The sequence below is a fragment of the Pelagibius litoralis genome, assembly GCF_011683915.1.
Classification (GTDB): domain Bacteria; phylum Pseudomonadota; class Alphaproteobacteria; order Kiloniellales; family Kiloniellaceae; genus Pelagibius; species Pelagibius litoralis.
In genome coordinates, this window is record NZ_JAAQPH010000008.1 from 136,268 (window position 1) to 160,338 (window position 24,071).

Genomic DNA, 24,071 nt, shown 5'->3' on the forward strand with positions numbered 1-24,071 from the left:
TGTCAACTCTTGTATCAATCAGTTGGTTGCGAGCTGCGGCAGTTCGCGCCGGAAAGGCACGGCATCCGTCACCGGCTCGCCCAGTTCGCGCGCGTAGCGGTGCCCGCCATAGACGGCCGCCGCGATCGTTCCCGGGGCAAGGCAGTCGCCAATCCGGCCAAGCGATTTCGGCGCGGGTGCTTCCCCGGGACCGGTCAGCCGCAGAATCTCGTGGTAGAGCGTGTCCACCGGGCGGCGCATGGTGACGGGTACGAAAGTACTGCAGGCAATCTCATGGCGGCGCTCCGTATAGACGCATTGGAGCGTGGCAGTATCCCTGCCGAGGGCAACGACGCTGTGCAGCGGCCGGATGCGCACGTCCATCTCAATGAGGCGCTTCTGGATGCGGGCCTGTTCCAGCGTGTTGTGTGTCCAGTGCGAAACATCCGCCGCCGGCGTGACCAGCGTCACCTCATGGCCTTTGCCGCGCAGCAGTTCCGCCAGCAGACCGCCCATGAAATAGTGATCGTCGTCGAAGATCACGACCGGCCCGTCCGGTACCGGCCCTGCCGCAATGTCGTCGGGCGTCAGGATGCGCGCCTCCTCGGCCACCGGGATCGGCGCCGTGTTGGCCCGCCCCACCCCGGTCGTGCACCAGCGGGCACCCGTGGCGACCACCACGTGATCGGCCTCGAATTCCAGCACCTGCTCGGCGGTGAGCCGGCTGTCGAGGTAGGTCTCGACATTGACCATCTGGTTGATCTGGTATTCGCGGTAATCGGCGACGCGCTTCCATTCAGACAGGCCCGGGAGCCGGCTCTCGACCGCGACGCGGCCGCCCAGCACCTTGCCGGCTTCGGCAAGCGTCACCGCATAGCCCCGCTGTCCGAGCGCACGGGCCGCCTCCAGCCCGGCGGGCCCGGCGCCGACGATCAGCACGCTGTCCTCCGAGGTCTTGGGCGCGATTCGCTCGGGATGCCAGCCCTTGCGCCATTCCTCGCCCATGGTCGGGTTCTGCGTGCAGCGCATGGGCGTGGCCAGAAAATCGCCCGAGACGCAGATGTTGCAGCCGATGCATTCGCGGATGTCCTCGACCCGCCCCTCCTCGACCTTCTTGGGCAGAAAGGGGTCGGCAATCGACGGGCGGGCGGCCCCGATCAGATCGAGCGCCCCGCTTTTTATCAGCGCCACCATGGCGTCAGGTGACGTATAGCGGCCGACGCCGACGACCGGTTTGCTGGTGACCTTCTTCACGAAAGCGACATAGCTGTCCTGAAACCCCTGAGCGGCAAAGCGCGAAGTCGCGCTGTCATTGCTCCAGTCGCTGACATTCACGTCCCAGAGATCAGGAATCTCGGCCAGCGCTTCGACCACCTCGCGCCCCTCGCCCCCGGAAGTGAACCCCGCGTCGCCGAGCAACTCCTCGACGCCGAAGCGCAGGGCAACCGCGCAGGTGTCGCCTACGGCCTCCCTGGTATCGGCCAGCACCTCGCGTAGGAGCCGCGCCCGGTTTTCCAGACTGCCGCCATACTCGTCGCCCCGGTCGTTCCAGCGGCGCGACAGAAAATGAGACAGCGCGTTCAGGTCATGCCCGGCATAGACGTAGATAATGTCGAACCCGGCGAGGCGGCTGCGCCTGGCTGCGTCGACATACCAGCGCCGCAGGTTGCGGATATCCGTCTTGTCCATCGCGCGGGCCTGAACCGGCTCCAGGTAGGTAACCGGGCGGGCGGAGGGCCCCATCGGGATCTCGCGGCTGTAGCGATTGGGCGTCGCAAGCCCGTCATAGCAGGGCTCAATCCCTGCAAGGCTGCCGTGTTCATGGATCTTGTCGGTCATTTTTTGAAAGACCGGCAGATCGGCATCGTCCCAGAGCCGCCCTTCGATCACGGGACTGAGTTCCGAGGTATGGTGGATCTCAACCTGTTCGGTGCAGACCACACCCCAGCCGCCTTCGGCCTTCACACCGCGCATCTCGGCCATCGACGAGGGATAGGCCCGCCCCATGCCGTTGCAGTGCGGCACCTGGTAGAACCGGTTGCGCGTCGTGACCGGGCCGATCCTGACCGGCTCGAACAGTATGTCGTAGCGCTTATCGCGGGCGGAGGTACGACTATCCTTGCCGTACCCTGTCATTCCGGGGTTTCCTTGATGCGGACACGCTGCCTGCCGCGCGCGTCGCAGGAACCGCAACCGGACGGCCCGTCCAGTATCGCGGTGACGGATTCAGCCACCGCATCGCCGCTCAGATGCGCACCCGAACAGAGCGCGATATAGGGGCCGGCCACGGCCTCTCCGGCAAAGAACACCCGGTCGCCCAGCGGTTCGGCCAGCACGGCACGGGCATCGAACCGGCCGGGGCGCGCGGCGCCATAGGCGCCCAGCGTCAGCGGGTTCTCCGCCCAGTCGCTCATATGGCCCTTGACGAAGTGGCGGCGTGCATCGCTGCCCATTATCTTGACGAATTCGCCGAGGGCAAAATCCACCGCCGCGGCCTCGCCGGCGCGCGAAAGATCCCATCCGAAGCTGCCACCGACGAAGCCCACGGCAATGTCCCAGCCGGTGGGGAAGGTCAGGAAATAGCACGCCTCAGCGGGCACCTCGTTCGGGATCACGTAGGTCAGGAAGTCGCTCTCGGTCAGGCCGAAGCGTTCGCCATCGAACTGCAGCGCGATCTTCGTCAGAAGCCCCATCGGCACGTCATCGATCGCCTGCGCTTTCGACGCCGGCAATTCAGGCGTGAAACGGATAGCGCCCGAGGCGAGCACCCCGGTGGAGACCGTCACAATACAGGCGCGAGCCTCGATCGTGCCGGCCGTGGTTTCGACGCGCACGCCATCCCCGCTCCAGTCCACGCCGGTTGCCGCGGTGCCAAGCTGAACGGGCAAACCCGTCCCCAACCCGGCGACCAAGGTTCCCAAGCCTTCGCGGACGAGATAGTTGACTTCCTCATCGGCGTAGACGTTGTAATCGGCGGTCGAAAGATCGGTTAGATCGACGCCGAAGTCGAGCGGCCCCATCCAGGTCTGAGCGACGGCCGACAGCGGCATGTCCGACGGCACGACCGTCGAAGCCGCCACGTCCCCCTCGGCCTCTTCGAGCGCATCTTCGAGATGCGCAAAGGCCCGGTCGTACTGACGCCGCTCGGTCCGAGAGGCGCGGCCGTTCCCGGAAAAGAGCACGTCGCGTGCGTTGTCGTGATCGACCAGCTTGAACCCGAGTTCCCGCGCGAGCGAGACCTGCGGCAGGTCGTCCGGCCCTTGGAGCCAGGCGCATCCCTGGTCGTAGGGCACGCCGAAAGTCGTACTCTCGGTGTAGGCGCGCCCGCCGATCCGGTCCGCGGCCTCGATCACGATAACGCTTCTGCCGCCGGCGATCAGCCGCCGCGCGGCGGCAATGCCGGCGGCGCCTGCGCCGATAACCACGACGTCGGGGGACGCCGGCAGCGCCCGCGCCGCCAACGGCAACCCAAAGCTACCAGCCAAGCCTGCCATAAAGGACCTCCGTGTTGGTTGCCAGCCGCTCATTTTGCACAACCCCCCGCCGCGATGGGCCCATCGGCTGTGTAGTGACGCGGGAAGTGGGTCACCAGAAGGTCGAAGATCTGTGCCTTCGACTGTTCGAGCGAGATCCATTTGGGATAAAGCAGCAGATTAAGCCAGAGTCCGTCCGCCAGGCTTTCGATCGACTGGGCCAGCGCATGCGGATCGACACCCTCATAGCCGCCCTCATCCTTGACAAATTGGCACAACTCTTCGACTGCCAAGGCGCGCTCGGTGTCGAAGTCCTCAACCATTGACCGGTAAATATCGCGGTAGCGCGCCTCACCGAAAAACGCGAACCAAACGGCGATCTTCAGTGGTGTGCAAACGCGAGGATGGAAATTCGCGTCGATGATCGCCCAGAGCTTTTCTGCGGGTTCGAGGCTGGCGTCCTTCTGGATGGCGACCCACACCGCCCGATGCTCCTCGGCAAGATACCGGAGCGTCGAGGTCAGCAGATTTTCCTTGCTCTCGAAATGCAGGCTGACGATGCCCATCGACAGGCCCGCACGGCGGGTCACGGTCGCCATTGTGGTGCCGGAGATACCGTTCTCAGCGATCGAATCCATGGTTGCCTCGATCAACTGTTGGCGCCGCACTTCCTTCGGTGCCGTACGCCGCAGCTTCACTTCTCTTGCCGCTTCTATGCCCACGCCTAATCCTTTCCCAGAACGAACAGCGCATCGTCGCGCCACGTCAGCCACACCGGGCGGCCGGATGCCTGACCCTCACCACCTTGGATCGTATTGTTCTGCGCGGAGACGGAAAAGGAATTGTCACAGCCCGGAACACGAACATGGAAATGGCTTCGCTCGCCCAGATAGGTGGTCATCTCAAGAGTACCGGACAGCGCGGGCGCATCTCCGCCCGGCCGGTCCTTGTGCAGGGTGATCTTCTCGGGCCGAATCGCCACGCAAGTACGGTCGCCCTCGGAGAGGGGCGTCCCGCCAGCCGGCAGATCCAGTTGCCCCAGCGCCTCGATATCAAGCCGCAGATGCCCGTTCGCCCGAGAAACAACGCGGGCGCCAAGGAAGTTCATGGTACCGATGAAGTTCGCAACCTCCCGGGACCGGGGCGCTTCATAGAGTCGGCTCGGCGTATCGACCTGCAACACTCTACCGCCGGCCATCACGGCAATGCGGTCCGACAGGGTCAGCGCCTCTTCCTGATCGTGGGTAACGAAGACGAAGGTGATCCCGACCGAGCGTTGGAGACGGCGCAACTCCACTTGCATCTGCTCACGCAGCTGCTTGTCCAGGGCGCCCAGGGGTTCGTCGAGCAAGAGCACCTTGGGGCGTAGGATCAGCGCCCGCGCCAGCGCGACACGCTGACGCTGCCCCCCCGAAAGCTCGTTGGCGCGGCGATCTCCGTAGCCTGGAAGTTTCACCAGATCGAGTATCTCTTCGACCATCTCGTGGCGTTTCGAGCGCGGCAGCCTCAGCCTGCGCAGACCGTAGGCAATATTGTCCCGAACATTCAGGTGCGGGAAGATCGCGTAGTTTTGAAAGACCATGTTGACGGGTCGGAGGTAGGGCGGCACCTCGGACATGGGCTGACCGTCAATGCAGATTTCGCCCGACGAGGCGCTTTCGAATCCCGCGAGCATCCGCAGAAGCGTCGTCTTGCCGCAACCCGACGCACCGAGCAGCGAGAAGAACTCGCCGTGGCGGATATCCATCGACACGTTTGCGATGGCCTGGAACGAACCGTAGAACTTCTCGACCTCGCGGATCGCGATAAAGGCATCTGTCGACGTCATGGGTTCAATCCGCTCCGTTGCTGCCGGCGCCCGGCTTGCGCACGCTTCCCAGACGCCCGATCCGCAGAGCCAGGAACACGAGCGCGAAAGAAACCAGAAGAATGATCGACGAAAGCGCCAGCACCGACGGGAATTCCCTTGGGAAGCGCAACTGCGACCAGATGTACATCGGCAGCGTCGCGTCCGTACTCGACAGGAAAAAGGCCATGATGAACTCATCGAACGAGATGGTGAAGGTCAGGAGAAAGCTGGCAACCACTCCGGGATAGACGATCGGGAAGGTCACGCGCCAGAAGGTCCACCACGGGTTTTCGCCCAAATCGGCCGAGGCCTCTTCCATCGACCGGTCAAAGCCTTCGAAGCGTGGAAGGAGCGTGGCGACCGCAAAGGGAAGACAGACGATCAGGTGACCGAGCGCGACTGTGTAGAGGGAAAGCGGAACGCCCATCCGGCTCATCAGCACCAGCAGAGCCACGCCGAAGATGATGCCCGGAATGACCAGCGGCAGCATTATGAAGGCGACGAGCGCGTTTTGCCCGGCCAGCCGATATCGGGTGATCGCGCGCGCGGCAAGCACCCCGAGAAAAGTCGAGATCACCGCCACAGACAGACCGACTCGCAGGCTGTTCATCAGTGCCGCCCAAAGCGGGTCCCGCCGCATGAGGTCCGCATACCAATTGGTCGTGAAGCCCTGCAACGGAAACCGGACATAGATCGAATCATTGAAGCTGAAGAGCGGAATGAACAGTACCGGCACGTAAAGCACGATCAGGAAGATGCAGGCGTAGATCTGCAACAGACGATTCGGACGGCGGATGTAGGAGACGTCGCTCATGCCAGTCGCTCCTGCGCCTTGCGGGTCACAAGCAGGAAGACGAGCGCCACTGTCGCGATCCAGAGCATCAGAACGATCGAAAGCGCCGCGCCCATGGGCCAGTTGTTGACCGCACCGAACTGCAGCTGGATCAGGTTGCCGATCATCGCACCGTCCGGCCCGCCGAGCAGCGCGGGCGTGATGAAGTCGCCCGTCGTCGGGATGAAGATGAGGAACACGGCGGCAATCACGCCCGGCATCGACAGAGGCAGGGTGACGCGCAAGAACCGCCACGCCGGACCATCGCCCAGGTCGGTCGCTGCCTCGAGGAGCGAGCGGTCGATCTTCTCCAACGACACATAGAGCGGCAGGATCGCGAAAGCCGCCCAGGCATGGGCCAGCGTGATGATCACCGCAGTCTGGCTGTAGAGAAGAAACTCGAGGGGCGCATCGATTAGGCCCATGCTGAGAAGTGCCGAATTGATAACGCCCTCATAGCCCAGGATCACCTTCCAGGCGAAGACACGCAGCAGATAGCTGGTCCAGAACGGCAGCGTCATCAGGACGATCCACAGCATCTTGTTCCTGTGGACATGAAAGGCGACGTAGTAGGCCATGGGATAACACAGCAGAACGGTCGCCACGGTAGCGATGCCGGAAACCCAGAACGAGCGGGCAAGGAAAGCGCCGAAGATCGGCTCGCTCATGGCGCGGGCATAGTTCGCAAAGGTCGGCGTCGTATCGAATTCGAAGCCCTGCCGGGTCCAGAAACTCATCGCCAGCAGGATGATAAACGGCGCGAGGATCCCCACCGCCATGACCAGCATGGTCGGGGACAGCATCGTGTAGCCGCGCAGGGATTCGCTGCGATGGAAAAGGCCGGCCAACCGTCCTGGACGCCGCTCCTGCACGACGGCGGGCCGCGTGCCGGTTAGGGGGGCGTCAATCATACCTGGCCGACCGCCCCCGTAAATCGCTCCCGACGACCACGCGGAAATCCTGCGGGCCCGGGCATCGAATCAGAATCCCGCCTTGATCATCTCGAAGGTCTCGTTCATCCGTGTTTCCCACTCCTGGGACTGCGGGACCATGAAATGACCGGCGTTAAGAATATCTACCGGGTTCTTGCTCAACCCCAGGCCGGCCAGCGTCTCGTCGTCGAAGGCATCGAAGGCTTTCTGGTTCGAATGCCCGTAGCCGTAATCGTTGATCATGAATTGGCCGGCCTCGACGCTGAGGAGGGAATCGATGATGTCATAAGCGCGGTCGAGGTGCGGCGCATCCTTGTGGATCATAGGGCCGCAGACCCAGGTCAGTGCCCCTTCCTTGGGTTGGGCGAAGCGCACAGGTACATCCTCGCTTTTCAACAGCACGGCCGAACTGTTCCAGGTCATCGCCGCCGCCATCTCGCCCGACGACAACGCCTGTTCAAGAGTGGTGGTGTCGTCGGTGTAGACCCGGATCAGTGGGCGCTGCGCGCGCATCACGGCCGCGATCTTCTCAAAGGCCTCGTCGGTCGTGATATCGTCGAAACCGACGCCGGCCTTGATCGCACCGCACCACCACGCGTCCCCGCCGGAGGCAAGCGAGCCGAGCCGACCGGCGTAGCGCTCGTCCCAGAGCATATCCCAGCTCTCCTCGCCCTCCAGTTCGAAGATGTCGGTGCGATAGGTGATCGAGGTCTGGCCCCAATCGAAGGGAACGAGCCACGGCTTGCCGCTCGCGCTCATGTTGCCTTCGATAGCGGCGAGTTCGGGAATGACGTCGGGCCAGTTCGACAACCGCGAGGTGTCAATCGGCTGGAAGAGCCCCGACGCGACCCATCGGTTCAGGCCCGCGTTGCAGGGATGCGCGACATCGACCACGAAACCGCCCCGCATCTTCGTCAGCGCCTCTTCGGAGCCGCCAAAGATCGAGAAGTTGGGAAGTGTCCCGTTCTTGGCCTCGTAGGACCCGAACAGCTCGGGGACATCGAACCCGCCCCAGGTGAAGAAGGTTCCCTGTTCCCCCTCGGCAGCCAGTACCCGACGCGGCGCCAGAGGCATGGCGGCAAGCCCGACCCCAGCTGCCAAGAGCGAGCGGCTGAAGGCCCGCCGGCTCAGTTTTCCGGATCTGACCGCGTTTAGTTGGTCGACGACGTCCATGATCTATACCCCCGCTGTTCGTTGTTGTTGGCCGGTGGCGGCTTCTCTATGGCCGCCATCTCTTGTTATCCGGTTATCAGCGCCTCGGTATCGTCGCCAGGAACAGCAGGCGACACCACTGAATGATCATTCATTCAATGTTGAATTGACATCTTGTCGCAGTCAAGTTTTTTCCGAACGAGCCGGCTCTGGGACTTCCAGGCGAAAGAAAGCGATACTTGTGCCGCTATTCACGCCCGGTTGCGGTGTATCGCGCGCCATGCCTTCGGCGGGACGTCCATAACTAGAGCAGAACCCGGTCGGATGGAATCGCCGGAGGCGATCTCCTGGGATATCTGGCGACCGGGTGAATCTGCTCTAACTGTTTGATGGCGATCGGATTCACATGTTTTGGCGCAACCACAAAGTGGTTCCGTCAAAACATGATCCGATCTAGGTGTTTAGTCCCGGCATTTGATGGTGCATTGCTTTAACTCTGCACCATCAAAACCTGGCATCAAACAGCCGTAATTGGTCCAGGGGCTCATTGCCCATCCGCTGGTTGCTGCGCAGGGGGGCGAGGATAGGCACCCACGAGGCGCGCGCGCAGCAGCACCAGCGCGATCACAGTATCAAGCGTCGGTGTCGGCACGGCGCACTGCCGGGCAAAATCCTGGACGCTCCGCAGGATCGTATCAATCTCCATGGGGCGGCCGCGATCGACGTCTTGGCTCATGGACGGTTTCTGGCGCGCGCCACCGCCGACGCGGAACACGTCGGGCGCCTCCTGCGCAAGCTCCGAAAAGCCGTGGGTGGCAGCAACGGCGGCACCCTCCGCAAAGAGCGCTTGGGCGACACTGCGCGCGTCCGGATCGTTCAACACATCATAGGCCTCACCGCCGGTGAGGACGGAGGCCGGGGCCGACGACAGGTTGCGCAAGAGCTTGCGCCACATGACGCGGCGAATGTCCGCATCGGCCAACATGGTCAATCCTGGGCCGTTCAGCGCATCGGCGATGGTTGCCGCCGTTGCCATGCTTTCGGCGGTCGGGCCACCGATCACGAACCGGTTTTTGGCACTGCGATTTTGCACCACACCCGGAGCGATCACCTCGTTGGTAGAGTGGATGACGATTCCCATCGCACGCTGCGGCGGGATCGCGGCGAGCGCGCCATCGGGGTCGAGCCGGCGCGTGTCGGCCTCCTGGCCGCCGACCTTGAAGCCGTGGCCGTACCACCAGAAGACACCGTTCATCGCCGCCGCGAGCGGTGCCCCTGCCGCAAGGGCCGCGCCAAGGCGCGGCAGCATCGAGGGTAGCGCCGGTGCCTTGAGCGTCGTGATCACCAGATCCTGCGATCCGAAGCGTTCGGGCCCATCGTCCGCGGCAACCTTTGCGATGATCTCGGCGCCGTCCGGGCTGCGAAGCCGCAGTCCATCCGCCTGAATTGCCGCCAGGTGCGGACCGCGCGCGACAACGCACACTTCATGCCCGCCCTGGTGAATCTTCGCCGCCAAGAAGCCTCCGATGGCGCCAGCGCCTACGATCATCACGCGCATGAAAGAATCCGCCGTTTGAGTGCTTTGATGGGGTTCATCATGAATTCATCCCGATTTTACCGGCTCCGGCACTGACCGGGCGGCTGGATTAACTGATCGAAAACCGGCTGCTATAGGACTAAATGCTGGGCTATCAGCCTATTGGCCCAAATTACGCGCCTGTGTAGGGTTTGCTCTCCAACATTCCAGTTCGGCCTGCGCCTCGCCTTGACGTCGGGGAAGACGTCAACTAGTAAATGATATCGATAACTGTTATCGATAACAACAAGCGCGAGAGCCAAGGCGGATCCCGTCACCGGTAACGGCGCCACACCACAATTCACGGTGTCAATTCAGGGAGGAATACAATGCTGAGAGCCATCACCTTAACGACACTTGTTTTCGCCGCGGCAGCGCCTGCTGCGCTGGCGCAGACAGTCACCATGACGATGACGCCCCCCGCGGTGGAGACGAACCGCTACTGGAACACGCCCGGCGACTTCGCGCTCGGCCCCGCACTGCAAGGTCTCGTCGGCCACAACCCCGAGACCGGCGCGTTCGACAACAGCGGCCTTGCCGAAAGCTGGACCAACAACGACGACCTCACAGAGTGGACGTTCAAGCTGAAACCGAACGCCGAGTTCCACTTCGGCTACGGCCCCGTAACCGCGGCGGACGTGGTGCACAGCCTGGAGCTTCACACCGGACCGGACTCAATTCTGAACGGCATAAGCCAGCTCGAAGGTGCCGTCGCCGAGGCGATCGACGACCACACCGTCAAGTTCACGCTGCCGGCGCCCCAGGTGGACTTCCTTTTCGTCCACGGCGGACGCGGTTCGCTGGTGATCTACTCCAAAGCCCAGTTCGATGCCGAAGGTCTTGAGGGCTACGACACGAAGCCCGCCGGCAGCGGACCGCTGCAATACGCCAGCCGGGATGTGGGCCGCGGGCTCAACTTCGAAAAGGTGGAAGGCCACTGGTCCGGCACGGATGTCGGCTATGACCGGCTGGAACTGGAGTTCGTCGCCGAGCCGGCGACACGGCTCGCAAGACTCCTCGCCGGCGAGGCCGATATCGCGGTGCTGCCGCGCGAAGTGCAGGGCGATGCCATTGCTGCCGGCATGGCGGTGATCCCTTCGACGCGTGCCTCCAACCAAACAGCGATGCTGTTCAACGGCACCTTTCTTCAGCCGGGTGACGAGGCGCTCGACAAAAGCCTGCCCTGGCTCGACATCCGCATTCGGGAGGCCATCAACCGGTCCATCGACCGCAATACGATGATCGACGTGCTCTATGACGGCCGCGCCGAAGTTCTGCCCGTGTTCGCCATGGACCCCCGCCACGAAGGCTACAGTCAGGCACTCGCCGACAAGTTCGACGCGGCCTACGGCTTCGACCTCGACAAGGCACGCGCTCTGATGGCGGAGGCCGGCTATCCGGACAAGTTCGAAAACCCGGTGATCCCGATCCTCTCCTCCAACCTTGCCGGCAATCCTGAGTTCCCAACGATGGCCGAGCTGATGCAGGTTTTCCTTGAGGAGGCCGGTTTCCAGACCGAGATCGTGGAAATGGACTGGGCCGGGCTTGGCGGGCTGCGCAATGCCCGTGCGGCCAAGATGTTCCACCCCATGCGCAACATGCCGGTGAAGCCAAGCGCGGTAGGCATCCGCAACTACTACTCCGCCGCCGGCCGCCCGCGGAACAACTACGAAGACCCCGAAGTCGAAGTGCTGATGGACGAGTACATGCAGTCCACCGACCCGGACCGCCGCAACGAACTTGCCGCCGGAATCTTCGACCGCGTCTTCCACCAGTATGCCGTCGTGCCGCTTGCGAGCATCTCCGCTGAGGTGGTGGTCAATCCGAAGACCATCGAGGGATGGCTTTATCCGGGCGTTACGTCGGTAGGCTTCAGCCACTTCGAAAACGTCGACGTCAACGAGTAGACGCTGACAGCGGGCCGCCGGCTGCGGCCGGCGGCCTGTTTTCGGCTGCGGCGCGCCTTTTCTGCCGGCGCAGAAGACCATTCACCGCGGAGGCCTCTTGCGAATGGCGCGCTTCATCACCACGCGATTTCTTCAGGCGCTGCTGTCGCTGTTGGTGATCACGCTGATCGTCTTCAGCCTCAGCCACCTCACCGGCAGCCCGATCGACGCGTTGCTCCCAGACGATGCCACGCAGGCGCAGATCGACAACCTCACCCGCGAGCTTGGCCTCGACCGCCCCCTCCACGTCCAGTACTTCACCTTTCTGCAGAACGCGGCCCTGGGTGACTTCGGCGATAGCACCAAGTGGAAGGGAAGCAGCGCCGCCGAGGTGGTGATCGACCGCCTTCCCGCAACCCTTCAGCTTGGTGGCTTGGCGCTTCTCATCAGCGTGGTGGTGGCGATCCCGCTTGGCGTCGTCGCGGCGGTGCGCAAAGGCTCGTCCATCGACGCGGTGGCGAGTGTCATCGCGCTGCTTGGCCAGTCGCTTCCGGCCTTCTGGCTGGGGCTTGTGCTGATGTGGGTCTTTGCCGTGATCCTAGGCTGGTTTCCCACCTCCGGCTATGGCGGGGTCACCCACATGGTTCTGCCGGCTATCGCCATGGCCTGGTTCCAGATCGCGGCGCTGACGCGCCTCACCCGCTCGGCGATGCTTGAGGTGCTTGACGCGGAATACATCAAGCTTGCCCGCGTGAAGGGGGTGAGCGAACGCGCCATCGTCTGGCGCCACGCCTTCAGCAACGCTGCTATCGTGCCGATCACCTATTTCGGCGTCCTGGCCGGCTCCCTCCTCACCGGCTCGGTGGTGATCGAGACCGTGTTTGCCTGGCCAGGTGCAGGGCTCCTCGCCATAGATGCGATCCGGGGGCGTGACTTTCCCGTGGTGCAATCGGTGGTGATGTTCTTCGCGGTGTTCTTCCTGCTGGCGAACTTCCTGGTCGACATCCTCTACGCGGTGATCGACCCGCGCATCCGGCATCAGGGCTAGGAGGAAACCGATGCGCAAGCGCCCCTTCTTCGACGGCCTTCCGGTGATCTCGCTGACCATTCTCGTAGTGGTCCTGGTGATACCGGCGCTGTTCGCCGACCTCATCGCGCCCCATGACCCCTATAAGGCCTATCTGCGGAACCGCCTGGAGCCGCCGCTCTTCTTCGGCGGCACGACCGAGTTCATCCTGGGGACCGACCGGCTGGGCCGCGATATCCTGAGCCGGATCCTCCACGGCGCAAAATATGCGTTGTCGATCTCCATCGTGGGCATTCTTCTGGGCGCGGCGGTCGGGACGGCGCTCGGCCTCATCGCCGGCTACCTGCGCGGGATGGCCGATGCCGTGATCATGCGCGTGGTCGACATCACCTTCGCGCTCCCCAGCATTTTGCTTGCGCTGGCACTGGCGACGCTGTCGGGCCCAAGCTTCCAACTCGTCATCTTCGTGGTGATCTTTGTGATCTGGGGCTATTTCGCTCGGCAGGTGCGCGCCGAGACCTTGGTGCTGCGCGAGGCGGATTTTGTCGCCCGTGCGCGTGTTGCCGGCGCATCGGACCTACGCATCCTGCGCAAATACATTCTGCCCAACATCGTCAACACCATCGTGGTCCTCGCGACCTTGCAGGTGGGCGTCGTGGTCATCCTGGAGGCGACGCTGAGCTTTCTCGGCATCGGCATCCCGCGGCCGACGCCGGCATGGGGTCTGTTGGTGGCCGACGGGCGGCAGCTCATCGTGTCGAGCTGGTGGATCTCCTTCTTCCCGGGCCTTGCGATCCTGTTGACGGTTCTGTCGGTCAACCTTCTGGGCGACTGGTTGCGCGATCGGCTCGACCCGAAACTACGGCAGGTGTGACATGATCGGCGAGCCTGTTCTAGAGGTCCGAAACCTGAAAACGCATCTCATGGTGAAAGCCGGACCGCTGCCGGTGGTGGACGACGTGAGCTTCTCGGTCAGCGCCGGCGAAACCCTTGGGATTGTGGGAGAATCGGGTTGCGGCAAGTCCATGACGGCGCTGTCGATCATGCGGGTTCTGCCGCGCCCCATAGGCCGCATCGTTGGCGGAGAGATACTTTTGCGCGGCGAGGATCTGGTTAGCAAAAGCGAGGCTGAGATGACCGCCATTCGTGGCAGCCGCCTAGGGATGATCCTGCAGGACCCGCACACCTCGCTGAACCCGCTCCACACCGTCGGTAACCAGGTGATCGAGGCGCTGCGGATCAACGATCGCAGGGGCGCGGGCGGCTCGCTGCCTGCCCGGGCGGTGGCGATGCTGAAGAAGGTGAACGTCGCGGATGCCGAGCGGCGCGTCCACGCTTATCCGCACCAGATGAGCGGCGGAATGAAGCAGCGTGTGGTGGGCGCCATCGCCATCTCCGGTGCGCCCGACGTGATCATCGCGGACGAGCCGACCACTGCGCTCGATGTCACCATTCAGCTCCAGTATTTGCAGCTCCTGCAGGAGATCCAGGCCGAGACCGGCATGGCGATGATCTTCATCACCCATGACCTCGGCATTGTCGCCAACCTTTGCCATCGGTTGATCGTGATGTACGCCGGCCGCATCGTGGAAGAAGGGACCGTGCGCGACGTCTTCAAGGCGCCCTCCCACCCCTACACCGAAGCGCTCCTCAACTCCGTGCCGGCGGTGAACCGCAAGGTCGACCGGCTCTACGCCATCGACGGCCAACCGCCAAAGCTTACCCAGACGCGCGTCGGATGCAGCTTCGCCCCCCGCTGCCCCTATGCCGACGACACCTGCCGCAGCCTTGCGCCCAGCCCCTCGCCGGGCCTCAGCGGGTCCGGCGACCATCGGGCGAGTTGCTGGAAACAGGAGCGCGGGGCATGAGCGACGAGCCGGTGGTCGAGGTCGAAAATCTGTCCCGTCACTTTGCCGTCTCGCGCGGACTGTTTGGCGGCGGGGCCGCGATGTTGCGGGCGGTGGACGGCGTCAGCTTCTCGCTCGCCCGCGGCGAGACCATGGCGCTGGTGGGAGAGTCCGGCTGTGGCAAGACCACGCTCGCCCGCATGCTGCTCAAGTTGCTGGAGCCGACGTCAGGGCGGATCCGCATCAATGGTCACGACCTTGAAGGTCTCTCCGGCGAGGCGTTGCGCCGGTTCCGCACCGACGTTCAGGCGGTGTTCCAGGACCCCTGGGCCTCGCTCAGTCCGCGCATGCGCGTGTTCGACATCGTTGCCGAGACGCTGGTGATCAACGAGCGGCTCACCCGCACGGAGTTGGAGCGCAGGGTCCACGAAGCGCTCACCGCTGTTGGGCTGCCCCTGGACGCCGCGCGCAACTATCCGCACGAGTTCTCCGGCGGTCAGCGCCAGCGCATCGCCATCGCGAGCGCGATCATCGCGCGGCCGAGTCTGATGATCCTCGACGAGCCGGTATCGGCCCTCGACGTATCCATCCGCTCGCAGATCATGAACCTGTTCAAGGACATTCAAGACGAGTTCCACTGCAGCTACGTAATCGTCGCCCATGACCTTGGAACGACCCGGTTCATGGCTGACAGATTAGCGGTAATGTACCTGGGACGGCTCGTGGAGTTCGGACCGACGGACGATGTGTTCGAGCGGCCGGTACACCCCTACACGCAAGCCCTGCTCTCGGCCTCGCTGCCGCTGGACGTGGACGGCACGCACAAGCCTATCATCCTCAAAGGGGAGCTGCCGTCGCCGCTCGCGCCGCCCTCCGGCTGCCCGTTTCATCCGCGCTGCCAGAGTGTGATCGGCGAGATCTGCTCCACGCAGGAGCCGCGAACGACTGCGGTCGGCAACGCCGGCGCCACAGTCGCCTGCCACTTGGCAGAGGCCGCAGGAGCGCCCAGCGCATTATAGCGGAGCTTCAGGCGGCGGTGCTGCCGCGCACGATCAGCTTATAGGGGATTTCGATCCGATCCGGGAGGCTGGCCGGACCGCCCTTACTGAGAGCGTCCACGATCATCTCGGCAGATTTTCGGCCAATGTCTTCGGCGCTCATGTCGAGTGTGGTGATATCGGGCAGAGCATACTTCGCAATGTCGTAGGCACCGAAGCCGCCGATAGCGATGTCCGCCGGCACCGACAGGCCGCACCTCTGCGCCGCGCTCATGGCGCCGAAGGCGGAAAGGTCGGAGACGCACATCACCGCCTTCGTGTCCGGCCAGCGGTCGAGGAGCTTGGTCATCGCCGCGGCGCCTTCGCCCATGGAGAGCGGCGGGTCGCCTTCGCTCAACACCCGGTCCTCCGTAACACCCAGCTCGTGAAGTGCCGCCAGAAAACCGCGCCGGCGGTCGGCACCGCGTGTGTCGCGCATCCCATCGCCACCGATAAAGCCGAACTTGCGATGCCCCTGGCTGTGAAGATGGTGAGCCATGAGGCGGCCGGCCTCGGCATTGGAGAAGCCGACCACTTTGTCGATGGGATCGGCCGGCAGATCCCAGGTTTCGATCACCGGGACGCCACTTGCTTTCAAGAGCGAACGGCAGCGGGCCGAGTGTGCGCCGCCGGTGACCACGATCGCCTCGGGGCTACGGCGCAGGAACGCTGCAATCAGGCGCTCCTCCTCGGCCATGTCGTAGTTGGTATAGCCGAGCAGCAGCTCGAATCCGCTGCCGCGCAACCCCTCGGTCAGCCCACGCGCCGTGTCGGAGAAGTTGGAGTTGTTGAGCGAGGGAACGGTCATCGCTACGAAACCGGAGTGGCGCGAGGAGAGCCCGGCGGCGGTGCTGTTCAGGACATAGCCAAGCTCTTCCGCAGCGGCCTCGATGCGGGCGCGGGTGCTTTCGCTGACCGGCGTCTGGGGTTTGAGCGCCCGCGAGACCGTCATGACCGATACGCCCGCAACGCGGGCGACATCGGACATGGTGGGTCGTCGCGAGGTGCTCATCGGGGTTCTCGGGCGCAGCAGACCCCGCAGTGCGGCGTCACGTCGGAATCCCTTCGGGGTCCGGCCCCTCGAAAAACTCCATGAGCGCCGCCTGATCGGCGTCGCCCAGGCCGGCCGCCGTCATCAGCCGGTGCACCTCGGCGCAAAGGGCGGTCAGTGGCATGGCCGTGTTGGTGAGCCGGGCAAGATCCTGCGCTCCGTTGAGGTCCTTGACCATGTTGGCGATTCGGCCGGTGGGCGCGTAGTCCTTCACCGCCATGCGCGGCATGTACTCTTGCAGGATCGCGCTGTCGGCCCTACCGCCCTTCAGGGCGACCGGAATCTTTTCCGCATCGACGCCCGCGTCCTGCGCGAGACGCGTGGCCTCCGCCACGGCCATAAAACCCAACCCGCACAACACCTGATTGATGAGCTTGGTGGTCTGCCCCGCGCCGGATGGGCCCATGTGGGTGAAGTTGGCGCAGAGATGATCCATGACGATGCGCGCCGCGGAAAAATCCTCCGCCGTCCCGCCGGCCATCACCGTGAGCTCGCCGATCAGCACCTTCGGCGCGCCGCCCGAGAGGGGACAGTCGAGCCACCGCAGCCCCTTCTCCGCGGCCATCGCCGCGAGCGCCTTGGTGCTGGTTGGATCGATGGAGGACATATCGATGATGAGCGAGCCGGGCCTGGCCCCCTCCCCCACACCGCCTTCGCCGAAGACGGCCGCACGCACGATCTCGGCCGAGTTGAGGCTCAAGATGATGACGTCGGACGCAGCGGCTGCTGCGGCCGCCGAGGATGCCGCCAGCGCGCCCTTGTCCACCAGCGTTTGCATCGCGGCGCTGTTGAGGTCGAATACGGTAAGGGTCTCGCCGACTTCCGCGAGCCGTGTCCCGATTGCCCCACCCATGGCACCGCATCCGATGAGTGCAACTTTGTTTGGCATGTTAAACCTCCTCAACGTTCGCCAGTCGGGGCACCGCCGCGCGAAGGGCATTTGCGTGTCGGGGTGACCCGGCGGTGGAACCGCCTGAAGCCGCCCCGCTCGTCGTTATACGTCGGTGATCTGACCGCCGGCGGGCGGCTGGTCGGACCCCGCCTTATGCTTCTGCAACGCGATCACCGCGCGGCCCATCATCGTCAGCGCTTGAAGCAGCAAGAGTGTGCCGCCAATGGGCAAGGCCGCGCGGGCGTGCGAGACCATCAGGTAGCTGGAGGGCGTGGTCTGGCCGGCGCCGAGCGCCACGAATTTCGCCCCGTACTTGATAAGGTAGACCGCGAAGGCCGCTACCAGAATGTTGAGAAGCACCACATGGACGAGCCGAACCCGCTCCGGCAAGAGCTCCACCAGGAGCGTCACTTCCAGGTGGAAGCTGGCGCGCAGGCAAACCGACATTCCCACCAAGGCCACATAGCCGGAAAGGTAGATGGCCACCTCCTCCACCCACGGCACCGGGAACGGCAGGATGTAGCGCACCAGAACCTGGAACACGAGCATCACGAGAATGCCCAGAAGCGCAGCTCCCATGAACCAGCGGGCGGCAAGGTCCACCCAGCCTGTGGCCCGGTCCCATAGGGCGAAGGCGCGGTCGAGCGCGCCTTTCCCGCGGTGCGTATCAGCATTCATGGTCACACCCCTCCCAGCTCGAACAGGCGCGGCAGCGCGGTGGAGAGCGGCGAATACAGCAAGATGATGATCGCCAGAACTATTTCGAGGATGATCACCGGCCACATGTATTTCATCATCTCACCCATGGAGACGCGGCCGATGAGACATGCGGTGAGGATTGCGCCGCCCACCGGCGGCGTCAGATGCCCGACACCAAGCACGATGATGATGATGATCCCCGTGTGCACCGGCGCGTAGCCGAACTGATAGAAGATCGGGATGATGATGGGACCGAACAAAAGGATATTCGCGGTGCGCCCAACGAACATGCCCGCGACAAGCAGGATGAAGATGATCATTCCGATGATCACATTCGGGTTCTTCGTGAGTGACAGCATCGCATCCAGAACGACTTCCGGAATGTTCTGGATGGCGACGATGTAGGAAAAGGACAGCGCCACGCCTGAGATGATGACCACCGCGGCGGAGGTAATCGACGCGGAGATCAGAATGCCGCCGAGATCCTTCACCGAGACGGTGCGATAGATGACCATCGTGGCGATCACCGCATAGAGTACGGCAATGGAGGCCGCCTCCACGGTGGTGAAGATCCCGCCAAAAATCCCGACCAGAATGATGACCGGCATGCCGAGCGGCACTACGCCTTGGCGCAGGCTCTGTCCCACCATGGCGAGCGAAGCGCGCGGGTGCTTGGGGATCTTGTATTTCTTGGTCATGAAGTAGGCGAGGATCATATAGGCCACCGCCATGAACGCGCCGACGGTGATCCCGGAGGCAAACAGCGCCCCCACCGGCACACCGAACACCGCGCCGTAGACGACCATGACGATGCTGGGCGGGAGCGTGGGCGACAGCGTTGCCGATTGGGCCGTGACCGCGGCCGCATAGCCGCGCGGATAGCCCTCTTTCTCCATCGCCGGCATCATCGTGGAACCCATTGCGGCGATGTCGGCCTGGCCGGACCCCGAGATGCCCGCGAAGAACACGCTGGATAGGATATTGACCTGTGCGAGGCCGCCCTGGAGATGACCAACGAAGGCGCGGGCCACATCAAGAAGGCGGTCAATCAGCGCGCCGCGGACCATGATTTCGCCGGCAAGGACGAACATCGGCACAGCCAGGAAAGTGAACGAGGTGACGCCATCGAAGAGGCGCTGGTTGAGAATGATCAGCGTGGACTCGCGACCGGTCTCAAGATAGTGCGCCAGGGTAGAGAGGCCCATCGCCGCAAAGATCGGCAACCCGATCAGGACGCCCACGATCAATGCCAGCAGCATGATTGCTACGACCATCACGCATCCTTTCGTGGGCTGACAGGGGGTGAGGACGCGGGTATCCGCGATGCGCTTGTCAAAGCAAATGCGCCTAGGTGGGCGCGTCGTGGCTTGAAGGCACAGAGTACCTTCAAGCCATCGCGGGGCGTTGCTAGTTCAGCTTCGCGCGAACACCTTCGAGCGCGCCGATCACCGTGTCGCGGAATGTCGGATCAACATTCTCGGTGACAAATTTCTGGCCGATGGGATAGGCAACCTCTTGCCATTGGCCGAGGCCTTCGGGCGACAGCACGGTGATGGACTTGCCTTCGGATGCCAGCTTCTCAAGCGCGGCAAACTCTTCCGACATCGCCGATCCGTTCTGGACGATGATCGAAAGGTCGATAGCCTCCTGGAGAATCGCCTTGTTCGCGTCAGACAGGCCTTCATAGAAGTCGTTGTTCAGAAGGTAGGCCATGTACGAGTAGCTGTGGCCGGTCATCGTGACATGGTCCAGAATATCGAGGTGACCATTGCCGACCGCGCCGGAAAGGCTGCCCTCCACACCGTCGATAAGGCCGGTCTGTAGTGCTTGGTTACGCTCCGAACCGGACAGGCCGACCACGTTGCCCACGCCAAGCCCCTGCCACACAGCAATGTTCAGCGGTCCGGGCGGTACGCGAAGTTTCACACTGCCGAGATCATCCGGCGTCTGAATGGGACCGGCTTTGGTGTAAAGGTTGCGCACGGAGTTTTCCGCAGCCCCCTCGAAGCGGATGGTGCCGCCGGTTTTCTCCAGAAGATAGTCGCGCAGGTAAGAAACCAGCGTCTCGTCCTGCATGAGACTGTAGAATTCGCGGCGGTTTTTGAAGACGAAGGGCGCGTCGAACAGCTGAAAGTCCGGCGCGACAGCGGACAGGCCATGGACACCGACGACATAAAAGTCGAGCTCGCCGAGGCGAAGCTGATCGACCACGTCCCGGTCGCTCCCAAGCGCGCCATGGATGACGCGGTTGACCTGGATTTCGCCCTGCGAGAGCCCCTCCACGATAGCCTCGAAGGCGACCGCCGCAGTGACCGAACTGGGGTTTTCTGAGTGCGCATAGGTCATCTCGACCTCCTGCGCGATGGCACCGCTGGCAAGCGCCGTGGTTGCCGCAAAGGCCAAGGCACGGCCCGCAAGGTGCAGCTTTCCAATCGTCATAAAATGTCCTCCCTCTTCTGATGTTTCGCGGCCGAGTTGAGATTCGGCGCATTGATTGTTATCGATAACATTCCAGATATCGGGAGTGCCGTCAAATGCTTTCCAAGCAGGGTGAATTCGATCGGGGTTTGGAGCAGAGGTCCGCCATCGCGGTTTGCCGGCAGCACAGATTGGGGCAAGCCGGCCGTCACAACGCGCTGCATTCTGGACATTCACGATAAAGAGTTGACTGACGATGAGGGGGACATGTTATCGATAACATGACCTACTCATCGATCGTCACTACACCAGGAAGCAAGATGACCACGCCAACACCAGGATTCGTGACGATCGACGAGGACAACGCCATCCACGTTCTCCATGCCCGGCCACGCGAAGGTCTGGCGACCTTCGTCTTTCTCAACTCCATGGGCGCGACGACTGCGGCTTGGGAGGCCGCCATCGCCCCCGCCCTTCGCGAACAGGGGTTCGGCACGCTGTCGTTCGATTATCGCGGTCAGGGTGAGACGCGCTTCGGGCCGGATGCCGTGCTTGAGCCCGCTGAGATCATCGCAGACATCGTGCGCGTGTTCCGGACCGAGTCACCGATACGGCCGATCATGGTGGGGCTCTCTATCGGCGGTCTCTTCGGTGCCCAGGCATTGCGGCAGGGCGCCGACGCACGCGGAATCGCCTTTATCAACACCCTTCGCAAACCAAACGCCCAGGTGGAGTGGATCAACACGCTGGAAGCACGGCTTATCGCCATGGGCGGCATGCCGCTCGTGCTCGACGTGCTTCGCCCGGTGCTCTCCGGTCGCGACCAACTGGCGCTGCTCCGCCCCACCCATTTGCCCGATGAGGGCTACACGCCTTGGCCCGCCGACAACCCCCGTCGGCGGTTGGCCGATGGCGTCCACAAGGCAGACTGGGACTACCCTTGGGCCGAGTTGAACGTTCCAGCGCTGGTGCTGACCGGCCTGCACGACCGCCTGTTCCGCATCCAGGAGGACGTCGACGAGCTGGTCGGCCAGATCCCGGACGCTACGGTCGTCACCTATCCAGATGGGGGCCACGCCCTCCACTCTGAGCATCCGGCCCGCTTCGTGGGTGATCTCAGCGCCTTCGCCCACGCCATCGCCCTCAAGGAAGCTGTCTGATGTCGATTGCCTACCGCCGTCTTCGCGGCACGTCGCTCGATGTGTCGGTCCTTTGCTATGGCCCGATGCGCCTTGCCACCACACCCAGCGATCCACTCCTGCCGGTACACGAACGCGCCATGCGGGCGGCCCTGGACGGGGGCATCAACTTCGTCCATTCCAGCTACGAGTACGGTGTGCGCTGGCTGATGAACCGCGTCCTGTCGGACCATCCCGCCCGCAACGACCTTCATCATGTAATCAAGGTGCCGGTTCCGGATTGGGACGATGGCGCCTTCGATGGGCGGAAGTACGAGATGCGCATCGACGAAGCCCTCAAAGAACTGTGCTGTGAACAAATCGCGCTGGTCCAATGGATGTGGCGTATCCGGCCCCATGACGAGACCCACCGCCTGCCGCTGCTGGCAAGGTGTATCGACGGCTTGCGGGAAACCCACGAGCGCCTGGCGCAGGCGGGTAAGGTCGGCGAACTCGCAACCTTCCCTTACTTCCCTCAAAGCGCAGCGGCCGCCATGATGTCATCGGCCGACTTCAAATGCCTCATCGGTTACTACAATCTGCTGGAGGTAGAGCTTTCACCGGTTGCCGATATGCTGGAGGCCGACGGACGAAGCTTTCTCGCCATCCGCCCGCTCTATGAGGGTGTTCTCACCGACCGCTACGCCGATCACGCATCGGTCCCGCACGACCATCGTCTGAAGGCCGCCAAGTACGCGGCAGCGTTCGAGAAGCGGGCCGCGTTAATGAAGGCATTCCCGGAGATTGCCGAACAAGGGCTGACGAAGTTCGCCCTTCGCTTTCCGTTGTTGTCGCCCAATTGCGCCAGCGTCATCGTCGGCATAAATACCGAAGAACAGGTGGAACAGCTGTTGGGTATGTGCAGCGACGTGCCGCCCGACCCTTCGCTCGCCGGCCGCGTCCGGGCCGAAGCGGCAAGCCTCGTCAATCTGACCTGACGCCGAATGGACACTCGAGCCGAAGTTGGCCCGTGACGCTGTGGCATGCGAGCCGAGTCAGGCTTTGCCGATACTGGACAAACCACTGCTCTAACTCGACGACTATCTTGGCGCTAATTGGATCTGGTTACAGGGGGACGCTGCTGGCTTTTTAGGGACGGGCGAACGGCGAGACGATTCCCAGACAAACCTCGGGGATTGCGTCAGTTCGGCACCAGGGCCCCCGGCTCGCCGACGTTGAGGATGCGGCGGATCTCGTCGGTCTTGAAGCCGAGCGCCATGGGGCGAACGGCGCCGGGCAGGATCACGACGTCATAAAGTTCCTCGACCACGCCCTCGATACGCAACCAGTGGACGATATCGCCGCTCTTCAGATCGATCACCATCAGACCGCAGCGCGCGTCGCTGTCGGCCTTGGCCAGGTTGTCGTCCAGCGCCAGGCCGCTGAAGGTGCGGTTTCCGCGCGGCCGCGACAGGCCGACCACGGCAAAGTTGCCGATGAAGCTCAGCCCGCGCAGATAGCCGGGGCAGAAGGCCACCCGCTCGAAATTCCCCTTCTCGGGATCGACATAGCCGAAATACCCGGTCCCTGAATCCAGCAACCAGAGCCGCCCGTTGTGCAGACGCGGCGAGTGGGGCATCGACAGACCAGAAACAACAATCTCGCCCGAGGCCACGTCGATCACGCAGCCGCCGTCGTTGCGGCGGTCGCGCCAGCCGTCGGCGACGTCGGACTGGCTGACCGCCGTCACATAGCGGGGCCGCCCGTTCTCCATCGCCAGGCCGTTCAGGTGGCAGCGGTCCTCCGCCGCCAGCTTGCTGAGAAAGGGCGGCTGCCACAGCGGAATGAAACTGTGCTCGGGGCTGACCGTCGCCAGACAGCCGAACAGGGTGTTGACGAAGATCGCCCGCCCCTCGGCATCGACGGCGACGTCATGGATGTCCAGATCGCCGGTCGTATAGGCCATCTGCGGGATGTAGACCCGGTCATAGCCGTTTGCCGCCTGGCCCGGCTGGGCCGCGTTCTGGAAGCGCCAGAGCTGGTAGAGCGTACTCATCCACAGACTGTCGCCCGCCGCCCAGAGGCCCATGCAGCGGTTGAAGGTCCGTTCGAAAATCGACAGGCGCCCATCGGGCTGCAGGCCGATCAGGAACAGCTTGCCGGCCTGGTAGGTGGTGAAGGCCAGGCTGGTCTTCTGCTCGGCCAGCCAACTGGGGAACTGCCGCGAAGCCGACAGCTCCACCTTGGTCGCCTGGGCGGTCACCTGGGCCGCGCCGCTCGCCGCTATCGCCGTCTCGGTCATC

At 63.5% G+C, this 24,071-nt stretch carries 21 protein-coding genes; 7 read left to right on the top strand and 14 right to left on the bottom strand.

Annotated elements, in window-relative coordinates; all coding sequences use genetic code 11:
* Nucleotides 1-18: 18 nt before the first annotated feature.
* From HBA54_RS12195 to HBA54_RS12230, 8 genes are all read right to left on the bottom strand, one after another.
* Entirely contained in the window at nucleotides 19-2,115 is a 2,097-nt protein-coding gene (locus HBA54_RS12195; protein ID WP_167224846.1) for an oxidoreductase, read from the bottom strand.
* On the bottom strand, nucleotides 2,112-3,464 hold the full coding sequence (locus HBA54_RS12200; protein ID WP_240932648.1) for a flavin monoamine oxidase family protein: 1,353 nt from the start codon (nucleotides 3,462-3,464) through the stop codon (nucleotides 2,112-2,114). The genes HBA54_RS12195 and HBA54_RS12200 overlap by 4 nt, the downstream gene beginning before the upstream one ends.
* A gap of 38 nt (nucleotides 3,465-3,502) precedes the next feature.
* Nucleotides 3,503-4,174: a TetR family transcriptional regulator C-terminal domain-containing protein gene (locus tag HBA54_RS12205; protein WP_167224850.1), complete on the bottom strand. Its 672-nt coding sequence runs from the start codon at nucleotides 4,172-4,174 to the stop codon at nucleotides 3,503-3,505.
* Between the two features lie 2 nt (nucleotides 4,175-4,176).
* A complete protein-coding gene (locus HBA54_RS12210) occupies nucleotides 4,177-5,280 on the bottom strand; it encodes an ABC transporter ATP-binding protein (protein ID WP_167224852.1) in 1,104 nt (367 codons plus the stop codon).
* A 4-nt stretch (nucleotides 5,281-5,284) separates the two neighbouring features.
* Nucleotides 5,285-6,115 carry an ABC transporter permease gene (locus HBA54_RS12215; protein ID WP_167224854.1) on the bottom strand — a complete coding sequence of 277 codons (831 nt, stop codon included), beginning with the start codon at nucleotides 6,113-6,115 and terminating at the stop codon, nucleotides 5,285-5,287.
* Nucleotides 6,112-7,044, bottom strand: a complete 933-nt coding sequence (locus tag HBA54_RS12220) for an ABC transporter permease (RefSeq protein ID WP_167224856.1) — start codon at nucleotides 7,042-7,044, stop codon at nucleotides 6,112-6,114. The genes HBA54_RS12215 and HBA54_RS12220 overlap by 4 nt, the downstream gene beginning before the upstream one ends.
* 69 nt (nucleotides 7,045-7,113) lie before the next feature.
* Nucleotides 7,114-8,238, bottom strand: coding sequence for an ABC transporter substrate-binding protein (locus tag HBA54_RS12225; RefSeq protein ID WP_167224858.1), 1,125 nt, complete (start codon nucleotides 8,236-8,238; stop codon nucleotides 7,114-7,116).
* Between the two features lie 523 nt (nucleotides 8,239-8,761).
* Nucleotides 8,762-9,775: a ketopantoate reductase family protein gene (locus HBA54_RS12230; protein WP_167224860.1), complete on the bottom strand. Its 1,014-nt coding sequence runs from the start codon at nucleotides 9,773-9,775 to the stop codon at nucleotides 8,762-8,764.
* 347 nt (nucleotides 9,776-10,122) lie between these two features.
* Here HBA54_RS12230 and HBA54_RS12235 point away from each other — a divergent pair, with 347 nt between their 5' ends.
* The 5 genes from HBA54_RS12235 to HBA54_RS12255 all read left to right on the top strand — a co-directional run bounded on the left by HBA54_RS12235 (nucleotide 10,123) and on the right by HBA54_RS12255 (nucleotide 15,572).
* Nucleotides 10,123-11,700, top strand: coding sequence for an ABC transporter substrate-binding protein (locus HBA54_RS12235; RefSeq protein WP_167224862.1), 1,578 nt, complete (start codon nucleotides 10,123-10,125; stop codon nucleotides 11,698-11,700).
* A 103-nt stretch (nucleotides 11,701-11,803) separates the two neighbouring features.
* A complete protein-coding gene (locus HBA54_RS12240) occupies nucleotides 11,804-12,727 on the top strand; it encodes an ABC transporter permease (protein WP_167224864.1) in 924 nt (307 codons plus the stop codon).
* A gap of 10 nt (nucleotides 12,728-12,737) precedes the next feature.
* Nucleotides 12,738-13,580, top strand: coding sequence for an ABC transporter permease (locus tag HBA54_RS12245; RefSeq protein ID WP_205944604.1), 843 nt, complete (start codon nucleotides 12,738-12,740; stop codon nucleotides 13,578-13,580).
* Between the two features lies 1 nt (nucleotide 13,581).
* Nucleotides 13,582-14,574: an ABC transporter ATP-binding protein gene (locus HBA54_RS12250; RefSeq protein ID WP_167224866.1), complete on the top strand. Its 993-nt coding sequence runs from the start codon at nucleotides 13,582-13,584 to the stop codon at nucleotides 14,572-14,574.
* Entirely contained in the window at nucleotides 14,571-15,572 is a 1,002-nt protein-coding gene (locus HBA54_RS12255) for an ABC transporter ATP-binding protein (protein WP_167224868.1), read from the top strand. The genes HBA54_RS12250 and HBA54_RS12255 overlap by 4 nt, the downstream gene beginning before the upstream one ends.
* 7 nt (nucleotides 15,573-15,579) lie before the next feature.
* On the opposite strand, the gene HBA54_RS12260 is transcribed toward HBA54_RS12255, so the two are convergent.
* The 5 genes from HBA54_RS12260 to HBA54_RS12280 form a co-directional block, all read right to left on the bottom strand.
* The gene (locus tag HBA54_RS12260) at nucleotides 15,580-16,602 is read right to left on the bottom strand and encodes a LacI family DNA-binding transcriptional regulator (RefSeq protein ID WP_205944605.1); all 1,023 of its coding nucleotides are present in this window, start codon (nucleotides 16,600-16,602) and stop codon (nucleotides 15,580-15,582) included.
* A gap of 37 nt (nucleotides 16,603-16,639) precedes the next feature.
* The gene (locus tag HBA54_RS12265; protein ID WP_167224870.1) at nucleotides 16,640-17,530 is read right to left on the bottom strand and encodes an NAD(P)-dependent oxidoreductase; all 891 of its coding nucleotides are present in this window, start codon (nucleotides 17,528-17,530) and stop codon (nucleotides 16,640-16,642) included.
* Nucleotides 17,531-17,635: 105 nt separating this feature from the next.
* Nucleotides 17,636-18,211 carry a TRAP transporter small permease gene (locus tag HBA54_RS12270; RefSeq protein ID WP_167224873.1) on the bottom strand — a complete coding sequence of 192 codons (576 nt, stop codon included), beginning with the start codon at nucleotides 18,209-18,211 and terminating at the stop codon, nucleotides 17,636-17,638.
* A 2-nt stretch (nucleotides 18,212-18,213) separates the two neighbouring features.
* Nucleotides 18,214-19,506: a TRAP transporter large permease gene (locus tag HBA54_RS12275; RefSeq protein ID WP_167224875.1), complete on the bottom strand. Its 1,293-nt coding sequence runs from the start codon at nucleotides 19,504-19,506 to the stop codon at nucleotides 18,214-18,216.
* Between the two features lie 133 nt (nucleotides 19,507-19,639).
* Nucleotides 19,640-20,887, bottom strand: coding sequence for a TRAP transporter substrate-binding protein (locus tag HBA54_RS12280; RefSeq protein WP_167224877.1), 1,248 nt, complete (start codon nucleotides 20,885-20,887; stop codon nucleotides 19,640-19,642).
* An 83-nt stretch (nucleotides 20,888-20,970) separates the two neighbouring features.
* On the opposite strand from HBA54_RS12280, the gene HBA54_RS12285 reads away from it, so the two are divergent.
* Together HBA54_RS12285 and HBA54_RS12290 are read left to right on the top strand one after the other, a co-directional pair.
* The gene (locus HBA54_RS12285) at nucleotides 20,971-21,810 is read left to right on the top strand and encodes an alpha/beta fold hydrolase (protein WP_167224879.1); all 840 of its coding nucleotides are present in this window, start codon (nucleotides 20,971-20,973) and stop codon (nucleotides 21,808-21,810) included.
* Nucleotides 21,810-22,766 carry an aldo/keto reductase gene (locus HBA54_RS12290; protein WP_167224881.1) on the top strand — a complete coding sequence of 319 codons (957 nt, stop codon included), beginning with the start codon at nucleotides 21,810-21,812 and terminating at the stop codon, nucleotides 22,764-22,766. Before HBA54_RS12285 ends, HBA54_RS12290 begins: the two co-directional genes overlap by 1 nt.
* A gap of 203 nt (nucleotides 22,767-22,969) precedes the next feature.
* Here HBA54_RS12290 and HBA54_RS12295 read toward each other — a convergent pair whose 3' ends face one another.
* Entirely contained in the window at nucleotides 22,970-24,070 is a 1,101-nt protein-coding gene (locus tag HBA54_RS12295; protein WP_167224883.1) for a TIGR03032 family protein, read from the bottom strand.
* Nucleotide 24,071 lies beyond the last annotated feature (1 nt).